Annotated in this window: 9 protein-coding genes; 2 read left to right on the top strand and 7 right to left on the bottom strand. The window is 35.7% G+C overall.

The window, feature by feature from the left end:
• Positions 1 to 539: 539 nt before the first annotated feature.
• The 7 genes from F6K15_RS36575 to petM form a co-directional block, all read right to left on the bottom strand.
• Complete coding sequence (locus F6K15_RS36575; RefSeq protein ID WP_293070849.1) at positions 540 to 767, bottom strand: DUF2949 domain-containing protein; 228 nt, start codon at positions 765 to 767, stop codon at positions 540 to 542.
• 1,368 nt (positions 768 to 2,135) lie between these two features.
• Positions 2,136 to 2,324, bottom strand: coding sequence for a hypothetical protein (locus F6K15_RS36570; RefSeq protein ID WP_293070847.1), 189 nt, complete (start codon positions 2,322 to 2,324; stop codon positions 2,136 to 2,138).
• 185 nt (positions 2,325 to 2,509) lie between these two features.
• Positions 2,510 to 3,031: a DUF192 domain-containing protein gene (locus F6K15_RS36565; RefSeq protein WP_293070845.1), complete on the bottom strand. Its 522-nt coding sequence runs from the start codon at positions 3,029 to 3,031 to the stop codon at positions 2,510 to 2,512.
• A 283-nt stretch (positions 3,032 to 3,314) separates the two neighbouring features.
• Complete coding sequence (nblR, locus tag F6K15_RS36560; protein ID WP_293070843.1) at positions 3,315 to 4,010, bottom strand: response regulator transcription factor NblR; 696 nt, start codon at positions 4,008 to 4,010, stop codon at positions 3,315 to 3,317.
• 80 nt (positions 4,011 to 4,090) lie between these two features.
• Entirely contained in the window at positions 4,091 to 5,008 is a 918-nt protein-coding gene (locus tag F6K15_RS36555) for an NAD(+) kinase (protein WP_293070841.1), read from the bottom strand.
• Positions 5,009 to 5,041: 33 nt separating this feature from the next.
• Positions 5,042 to 6,019, bottom strand: a complete 978-nt coding sequence (locus tag F6K15_RS36550) for an SDR family oxidoreductase (RefSeq protein ID WP_293070839.1) — start codon at positions 6,017 to 6,019, stop codon at positions 5,042 to 5,044.
• A 548-nt stretch (positions 6,020 to 6,567) separates the two neighbouring features.
• On the bottom strand, positions 6,568 to 6,669 hold the full coding sequence (gene petM / locus F6K15_RS36545) for a cytochrome b6-f complex subunit PetM (protein WP_063823346.1): 102 nt from the start codon (positions 6,667 to 6,669) through the stop codon (positions 6,568 to 6,570).
• 198 nt (positions 6,670 to 6,867) lie between these two features.
• Here petM and pdxA point away from each other — a divergent pair, with 198 nt between their 5' ends.
• Positions 6,868 to 7,932 (top strand): 4-hydroxythreonine-4-phosphate dehydrogenase PdxA, encoded by a 1,065-nt coding sequence (gene pdxA, locus F6K15_RS36540; protein ID WP_293070836.1) that lies wholly within the window; start codon positions 6,868 to 6,870, stop codon positions 7,930 to 7,932.
• A gap of 244 nt (positions 7,933 to 8,176) precedes the next feature.
• Positions 8,177 to 8,965, top strand: coding sequence for a hypothetical protein (locus F6K15_RS36535; RefSeq protein WP_293070834.1), 789 nt, complete (start codon positions 8,177 to 8,179; stop codon positions 8,963 to 8,965).
• Positions 8,966 to 9,205 lie beyond the last annotated feature (240 nt).

Below are 9,205 nucleotides of genomic sequence, written 5' to 3'. Positions count from 1 at the left end.
TGTCTTACATTCTGAGGTCAGAAGTTGACCTACCCCTAACCCCTCCCAACCCACCCCTAACCCCTCCCAGGAGGGGAGGGGAAATAGGGGATTTTAGCAACTCTCCAAAAATTTTTCGCCTTAAAAGGTGGGGTTGCGCAACCCAATTATTTTGATAATCTAACGCTAGCTACATATTGAAGAACCGTTATTTTCAAGGTTTAACAATAGAATAGATTTTAAGTTTGATTTTAAATTGAGTTCTGAACTAGAGTTAAATTGATTATTTCTAGTAACTATTCTGTAAGTCTTCTGTAAGTATTCAGCTATTAGCTGTCAGCTTGGGGCAATAAGACTCCCTCCTGAAGGAAGTGTTTAAATCAATATAGACTTTAAGGTTAAATAAACCTGCTTTTGTAAGATTTAATTATGACTGGATTTTGGCTTAATAAGAACCCTTAATATAGGGTTTAAATCAAGCTCAAAACAATAGCTGATAGCTGGTAGCTGACGATTGTTTGCGCAGCATGACCTAGGAAATGCTTACATTTTTCTGGCGTTTAGCTGAAATCGTAAGTAGTTTCTAGCCAATCAAATATTTTATCCAACTGCTCTAGAGTAACTAAACCATATTGCCATAAAATCATTGGAAAAGCACTAAAGTCTGGTTTACGATCTACTAATGTTGAACTAATACTAGCTCTTTCTGCAACTGCTATAGAAGCTGAAGAAATAGATAATTCATCTTTCAAGAAATGGATAAAGCGAGCATAATTATTTGGTGTCATTTTTATTTACCTCCTATTTTTCAGATACCATTCTCTTTGCAACTCTTGTTTTCAAGAGAATATATAGAGTCACATATTTAAGAGAATTATGATGTCAATAAAATTAATATTTTTTTGTGATATTATTGATAGTTATTTACTATCATCAAGCAATAATTTTTTTCGATAGAGCTAGGATGTGCCAGTTTTTTTATCTGTTTACTAAACTCTGCATTTTTTCAAAAAATTTAGAGTAAAACTAAACTAGATATAGTACTTCTGGTCTATAAGCTAAGACGTATTTTAAATGCTTCTTATTATCATCAAGTCAAAAGTCATAAATTATAAGTCATAAGTTATAGGCAATAAGGGTTGTCCTTTTAATTAGGCACACAAAAAATAAGTGATTTAAATGCACAACAGCTTACTAAATTTTTAAAATAGCTTGGTTTGAATCTACATCAGTTGCCTATACTATTCCGCAAAAGCTAGCTATTAATTTCTATAAATATTTAGTGAAATTATAATTACTCAAAATGTATGCATATTAAGGGTTAAAAAAAATTCACTATAGATATCAACATTACAGAAGACTTTCTATTGAATTCTCTCTCTAGCCAAAAGATATAATAAGTGAGGCACAGAATCTAAGTATGTAGTTGCGTTTTTTCAAACTATTACTACTTACGAGGCTAACCTTGGTCGAGTCAATTTTTGACAAAATAATTACTTTTAGTATTTGTATGTATTTTTATTCACAATACAAACAATCTTTTATGCGTAAGTAAATGCGCAAAAATATACAGCTAAATTTTCACTCCTAGCACAAAATATGATTATCCTCACACCAATCAACAGAATCAAATCAAGCAAAGCAAAAACACACTCTTAGCAAGACAAATTTTTCTGTATCTTCCATACCTTCTTGGTCAAAGTAATACTAATCAACAGTTCAACATTATCGATATTGTCAAAATATTTCTCTTACAGCTTGCGAAACTTAATTTATTTTTGTTTATTTCCGATGAATAGAATGGCAGCATTACAAACCATGAAAAATTTGAGAATATATATTCTGAACTTTTAGGTTAACAATATTTTGAATCCATCTCAACAATGTCTAGCTTACTAATATACCAAACTAAAACTGTAGTGTAAATATATAGTAGGTAAAATAATCAAAAGTTTTATTATGTTTTGTCAAGATAATTCATAATTTCGCGATCTTTTAGCTTGTTGTACAAAAATTATAGGTTTGGGGAATAGCAAAAAATAAATTATCAAATTTTTGGACTCAAGCTGTTGATTTTGTAGCAAAAGAAAGAAGGAAGAAGTTTGATTATTGATATTCCGTTGTTTTTACTGCGAAGTACTATGCAAACAGTTATTTCATAAGTCAAATAAAGTAATGGCAACTTGATAAATGTTTGCTACATTTTCTTGATCAGGATACCCATCCCTAGCTCCCAAGAGGGGAAGTAGGGGACTCACCCCTAACCCCTCCCAACCCACCCCTAACCCCTCCCAACCCACCCCTAACCCCTCCCAGGAGGGGAAGGGAAGTAGGGGAGAAAACATAAGAATAATTAACAATAACTGGGGTACTAATTATCAAAAAATTTCCATACGTCTGTATTAATTACTTAATAATTAAAGCGTCACCTAAGCATAAGAATTCTTGTTCTCAATTCAACCTAAAACCTAAAACCTACTACCTTCTTCAATGAATGATAATTTACTCTAATCTCAATTCATTCAAATATCTAAATTGTTGTAATCATTATTCGGTCTCCTACTTTCAAACCTAATTCCTTTGCACGTCTTCCCCGAAGTTCAATTACTTGATCGACTAACACATCAGGTCCATAAGTAGGGCAAGGGTCAGCTAAACAGGGAGGGACATTTTCAGCGATCGCCTGAACTATACCAGAGTTAATAAATATAATATCAAGAGATATTTGGCAATTTTTCATCCAAAAGCTAACTTTCCGAGGCGGGTCAAAAGAGAATAGCATTCCTCGGTCATCAGCAAGTTTAGTTCTGTACATTAAACCTATCGCTTTCTCTTGAGGAGTTTTCGCCACCTCTAAATTAATTATCTGATTAGATATATGAGCTTTTGCCGTAATTGGTAAAATTTGGCCTTGTGGAGATATCTGAGAATCTGATATATTTTTAGCTTGTGCTGGAGTATTAAAAACTTGAACAGATATTATTTGTAGCAAACAGCAAAGCAACAGAAATAAGATTATTCCAGACTTAAGTAAACCAATTTTACGACCCATAATTAATAATTTCTCAGATATTCTATGTATGTTTTATATCATGTCCGGTAGCATCGGTATTGTAAGCGTGAAGGTAAGGAAAAAGCGGTGCGACCCCGCGTCGGCGACAGACGCAAGCGGTCAGACCCCGCGACGACACCACCTCTAAGCCGGGGAGAGGTCAATATTAAGAATATTGTAAATAGTTTATCTGTGCATGACTAATGTTATTCTTCGCATTAAGAAACAATTAGTGTAGTTTTAATTCAAATAAATTTGAACTCGACAAATTAATTCAAAGACTCTAAGTTTCCCTCAAAACATATCCAATACCACGGACTGTCTGAATTAATCGCTTCTCACCATCTCGTTCAATTTTCAGGCGTAGATATCTAATATATACCTCAATTACATTAGACTCACCCAAAAAATCATAACCCCAAACATTTTCCAAAATCTGTTCGCGACTCAATACTTCGCGAGGATGCTCCATTAAAAACCTTAATAACTCAAATTCCTTCATAGTCAGCTCAATACTACGACCATGACACAAGACCCGCCGACTAGCAAACTCTAAAATTAAATTCCCAAATCTCAATTGGTCTTTTTCTGCTGTAGTGGGTTGTAAATAAAAACGGACTAATTTTAAGAATTCATCACTGCGATAAGGCTTGAGAAAATAGTCATCAGCTCCAGACTCCAGACAAGCAACTCTGTCGTCAATTTGGTCACGAGCCATCAATAATAATATAGGCATATTATTACCCATTTTCCTCAGATGACTGCACAATGATAGTCCAGACTCACCAGCCAACATTCGGTCAATTACAATCAAAGCAGGTTTAAGTTCTATTGCCTTGTGAAGACCCGCAGTAGAGTTAGTAGCTACAACTGGATGATAGCCTGACTCTTCTAGATCCAAACTCACATACTGGGCGAGAATTTCATCAGTTTCTATTAGTAAGACTGAACGATCTCGATCTATAGTTAAGGTAGTCATACTAAGACCCTCTCATATAATCCTGGTATATTGAAGTTAATCTAGCAGTCAGAATTGTGAAAAATAACCACCAGGCTAATTTAAGGCAATTCCACAGAAGTTGGTTTGGCAATGTGCGGTAGTCCCCATCCCAATTTCTCGCGCAGAACATGGAAAAACTCTGGTGGTTTGAGTCGAATGAAACGTGCTTTATAATGTGATTGTTTCACTCGTACTCGGTCCTCTGGCAAGACATAACATCCTCCATTACCATCTACAACCATCATCATACGATTTGGACTAGCAGGGAAAACAGTTACTGGTTCAGTATCAGCAAAAACCAAAGCACGGGATGCTAGAGAATGGGGACAAATAGGTGAAAGCTCCAAAACGGGAACTCCGGGAGTAATAACAGGACCACCTGCTGATAAAGAATAAGCAGTAGAACCAGTAGGAGTAGAAATAATAATACCGTCTGCGGCAATATCTATAGGAGCGTGCCGACCAATTTGAATTTCAAAATGGCACATACAGGTCATAGGTTCCCGATGTAAAACCATTTCATTTAGACACAGAGCTTCCCATAATAACTCATTATCTCGGAACAGACGTACTTCTAGCATTGTCCGTTCTTCTACTTCATAGTTTCCTGCTAATACCTGTTCGATAGCTGGATATAACTGATTGACAAAAGTCTCAGTTAAGAAACCCATGTGACCTGTATTGACAGTCAATACTGGAATATGGGAAGGTGCTACTTGACGAAATGCAGATAAGACTGTACCATCCCCTCCTAAGACCACAGCAAATGTCATGTCTTTGGTAAAGCCAGAGGGAACTAATTGGTCTATAGAAGTATGACATAAAGGACGTTCTAGGCTGGGATAACCTAAAATTCCTCCCGATCCATTATTGATGTGAATATCATAGCCATAAGCTGTCAGCTTGTCTTTTAACTCATTAGTTATGCGACAAGCTATTGGTTTGGCATCGTTATAAATGATTCCTATTTTTGACACTCGAAAAAATCTAGTTCAGGGTGGTTAGAAACTTTAGAAAAAGAAAGGTTTATTCTTAGAAGTTGATTTTCCTAGTTTTGCTTGCTCATACTCTATTTCCTTTAACTTTTTCATAATCCGACTATAGTATTCTTGCAGATAAGATTCTAGTGTGGTTATTTCTTCAGGATTAATGCCAAATACAGGATAAACATCATCCATTGAAGCTGTTAAAGGCTGACTGTTGGCTAATACTTCTGCAAAAGCTAGTCTATCTGAGACATTCCAACCCCATTGAAATGACCTAGTAAGCTGACGAAATATACGCAATAAGTTAATATTTGTACGAGTTACTTTTGCTTTTTCTCCAGACAGTCTTTCACACATCCGAATAATTTCACTGGCATCCCAAGCACGGGGACCTACTACTGGAAAGCTTTGATTTTCTGTTTCGGGAACTGAAAGAGCACGGACAGCAAACTTAGCAATATCTTGAGTATCCATATATGCAATGGCTGTTCCTTGACCGGGAACCCAAACTGCTTGCTTATCTAAAATTGGCACTGCATACTGGCCTATTAATCCCTGTAAAAAACCACAGGGCTTTAATATCGTGTATTTTAAGCCAGATTCAGCAATAAAAAGTTCTGTACATCGCTTAATTTCTAGGAGAGGGACTTGGGGGTATTTCTCTGCATTTAAAAAGGAGAAAAATATGAAACGTTCTACACCTTTAGCTACTAGAGCTTGAATCAGCGATACTTTTCCTTCCCAGTCTACCTGTTTAATACTCAGAGAGTCTGTGGGTCTGGCAGTTGCAGCATCAATAACTGCATCAACTCCTTCCAAAGCTGGTAGTAGAGTTTTAGGCTTACAGAGATTTCCTCCTATTAGTTCAGCCCCCCACTCTTTTAAAAAAGATGCTCTACTGTAACTTCTGATTAAGCAGCGTACTTCATATCCTTCGTTTAGGGCACAACGCACTATTTGTCTACCAAGAGTACCAGTAGCCCCTACGATTAATAGTTTCATAAACAGTTTGTTAATTATATTAAAGATTCTTTATCACTTTATCAAATTTATCTCATTTTTTTACAAAACTTAATATTTTGAGTTAAATAAATTTATAGTTAGGGTTTGCTCAAAAAGTCTTTGGGTAAGGGGAGGAGTCAACCCAGCCCTCGCCCCTCCCACCCCACCATCCATGAGGGGAGGGGAAGTCAGTCCTCAGGAGTCAGGAGAATTATAGAGGAGATAGCAGGAAGAATCGTCCGTTGATTTTTCTGTCCAACTCTTGACCAAAATCCTAAATTTTTGAACCATTACCACCTAAAACCTCGCACTTTTTGATACTTAAAAAGGCTAAAACCTTTACCTGTAAATACTTTTAGATTTAATGAGCAGCCCTAGTTAGTTTTATATTTTTATTTAATAAAGTACCTAGCTTACCATAAGATTGATAAAAAGTAAATACCACGATATGCATTCCCCACTAGGTAAAAATTAATGAGGAAATGCTCCTGTTGTATAAAATTGAGCCAGCTAAGGGATCTTACTACTTTAAAGACCGGGAAATTTGATTATTCGCCCCCTTGTAATTTAAGTAATAGGAAACCTCCTGCTAAACCAATCAGAATTACAGAAAAAGACAAAATAGCTGCATTGAAAATCTCACCACTCATATTCTTAAAATACTCCTATGTAATTTGTTATATATATTTTAAGACATTTTGACTTCTCCCCAGACTAAAGTCATAAGTATTCTTCAACGCAATAAATAGACCTCTTCGGAAAAGAGGGAGTAGTAGGGAGTAGGGGCAAAGAATTGATAATTTCTACGGGATAATTGATTTGATTTTTTATTATTGGAGATGTCTAATATGAAAATACCAGCAACAGAAATAGAAAATACAAATCCTCGTTTAGCAGTGACAGTTGGAGACCCTGGGGGTATAGGACCAGAAATAATTCTTAAGGCTTTAGCAGACCCGGCTGTTACAGAAAATTGTGACTTGACAATTATAGGCAGTCATCGCATTTTGCAACAAACCTATCAAAAACTATCTCAACTCTCGCAAAAAACTGAATCGCAACAATTACTTGTCAAATGGGAAAATTTAAAAATTTTAGATGTAGAGTTTAATGGAAAATTAGAAAATATCTTTCTCGGCAAAGGTAATGCTGTGAGTGGGGAAGCTAGCTTTTGTTTCATGGAAACAGCTATTGCTCAGACTTTAGCCGGAAAATTTCAAGGTATTGTCACTGCCCCTATTTCCAAAACTTGCTGGCAAATGGCTGGTCATAAATACCCTGGTCAAACTGAACTTTTAGCAGAAAAAGCAGGAGTAAAAAAATTTGGGATGCTATTTTTTGCGCGATCGCCCCACAGTGATTTTGTACTTCGTTCCCTTCTAGCAACCACACATATACCATTATGTCAAGTACCAAAAGTTTTAACGCCAGAGTTGCTGAGTTGGAAATTAGAGTTACTTATAGAAAGTTTACAAAAAGATTTTGGGATTTCTCGGCCAAAAATTGCTGTTGCTGGTTTAAATCCTCATAGCGGAGAAAATGGACAATTAGGAACAGAAGAACAAGATTGGCTCATCCCTTGGTTGGACAAACAACGCGATCGCCGACCGGACATAGAGTTAGATGGGCCAGTACCGCCGGATACGATGTGGGTCAAACCAGGTCAAGCTTGGTTAGGTTTACCAGCTAAAACTTATGATGCTTATTTGGCGCTATATCATGACCAAGGCTTAATTCCAGTTAAGTTAATGGCTTTTGATTTAGCAGTGAATACTACCATTGGTTTACCATTTGTTCGTACTTCTCCTGACCATGGTACAGCTTTTGATATTGCGGGTCAGGGTATTGCTGATGCGACGAGTATGAAAGCAGCAATAAAGTTAGCTAAAGAATTGATATTACAAAGAAACTAAAATACCCCAACTAATAGAATTGTCTCTGCAATAGTTGACTTAGTGAATCTACAATCTAAAATATATAAATAGGAGGTACAAAAAAGCTGACAAATTTGATTGTCAAGCAAATATACCTACTAATATCATTTTAATTAGCTCTCAGGGGTGAGAAGAAAAAATTCTTATCCCAAAATAAACCCATTGAGGTATGAGTTAACAAACAATAAAATGGTAAAAAAATTCAAATTTATTTGAGAAAACTTTGAAAACTATATCCTTTGCTATGCAGGGAAAAATGGATTATGAAACTTTAGGAAAAGCAGGAGGAATTAGCACAACTCCTGGCACACCCCAATGGGCACTTGCTATTAAGTTAAAACTACAATCTGTTCTGAAAAAAGATGTAGTTGTTAATGGGGAACAATTAAAAGCATGGCGTGAATTAATGAAACAACCAGCAGCTTATCAACAATTACTTGATGAGCAAGGAAAAGCATTTAATAGTTATGAAGAATTATGTCGTGCTCAACCACCTTATGGATTAGGTTGTGAAGCTAAAGAAATTGAAGAATTAATTAGCAGTTTAGAATCAACTGGAACAAACACAGTTGATACACCGGAAGACCCGGTCAAAGATTTAGGAAATCCATCAAATTATTTTCATAAATTCTCTAAACTTGTGGAAGCTTGCCCGGAGAATCAAGCTTTAAATGCACCGAAAATAGGGGAGATTTTAGATTATGCTCATAGCACTGCTCAATTATGGAGAAAAAGATGGGAACATTTAGGATGGTTGGAACAATCAAAAAGTAGTGGGAGAGGTTTTTACCAAATTACTGAATCAGGAAAAAATGCAGTTAAAAATTGGTTAGAGCAACAGCCAGAAGGTAAGTTGAATGAAGAACTTTGGATAGTAGTTCCTAAAAATTCTAAAAAGGCTGCAGAAAAATTGATTAAGTCATTTAAAGATGAGGAATTAAGGGAAATTCACCAACTAATAGGAGAATCTTTTAGCCAAGAAATAACTACATTTCAGTCAGATATGGAATGAAGATTAGTGTTTAGCGATCGCCAGATTGTCTAATTCATTAAAGTCAGCATCTAACAGCAGAAATTAATAGTTAATTTTTTTCTACTGCAAGAGCATTGAGTCCTGAAATCACAATTTTTACTCCAGGAAATTATTAACCTATATTTCGCACTTTAAAGGATAGTTTCATTAATGGATAATGGATAATTGATAATTACCTCTGGTTAAAACCGTTACGGAATTGAATATAAGGAATATTTT

It is taken from the genome of Okeania sp. SIO2B3, assembly GCF_010672525.1.
Taxonomy (GTDB): Bacteria; Cyanobacteriota; Cyanobacteriia; order Cyanobacteriales; family Microcoleaceae; genus Okeania.
This window is presented reverse-complemented; position numbering and strand designations above follow the sequence as displayed.

Coding starts and splice junctions, on each gene's coding strand:
- F6K15_RS36575 (WP_293070849.1), bottom strand. CDS start 767: ATGACACCAAATAATTATGCTCGCTTTATCCATTTCTTGAAAGATGAA.
- F6K15_RS36570 (WP_293070847.1), bottom strand. CDS start 2,324: ATGTTTTCTCCCCTACTTCCCTTCCCCTCCTGGGAGGGGTTAGGGGTG.
- F6K15_RS36565 (WP_293070845.1), bottom strand. CDS start 3,031: ATGGGTCGTAAAATTGGTTTACTTAAGTCTGGAATAATCTTATTTCTG.
- nblR (WP_293070843.1), bottom strand. CDS start 4,010: ATGACTACCTTAACTATAGATCGAGATCGTTCAGTCTTACTAATAGAA.
- F6K15_RS36550 (WP_293070839.1), bottom strand. CDS start 6,019: ATGAAACTATTAATCGTAGGGGCTACTGGTACTCTTGGTAGACAAATA.
- petM (WP_063823346.1), bottom strand. CDS start 6,669: ATGAGTGGTGAGATTTTCAATGCAGCTATTTTGTCTTTTTCTGTAATT.
- pdxA (WP_293070836.1), top strand. CDS start 6,868: ATGAAAATACCAGCAACAGAAATAGAAAATACAAATCCTCGTTTAGCA.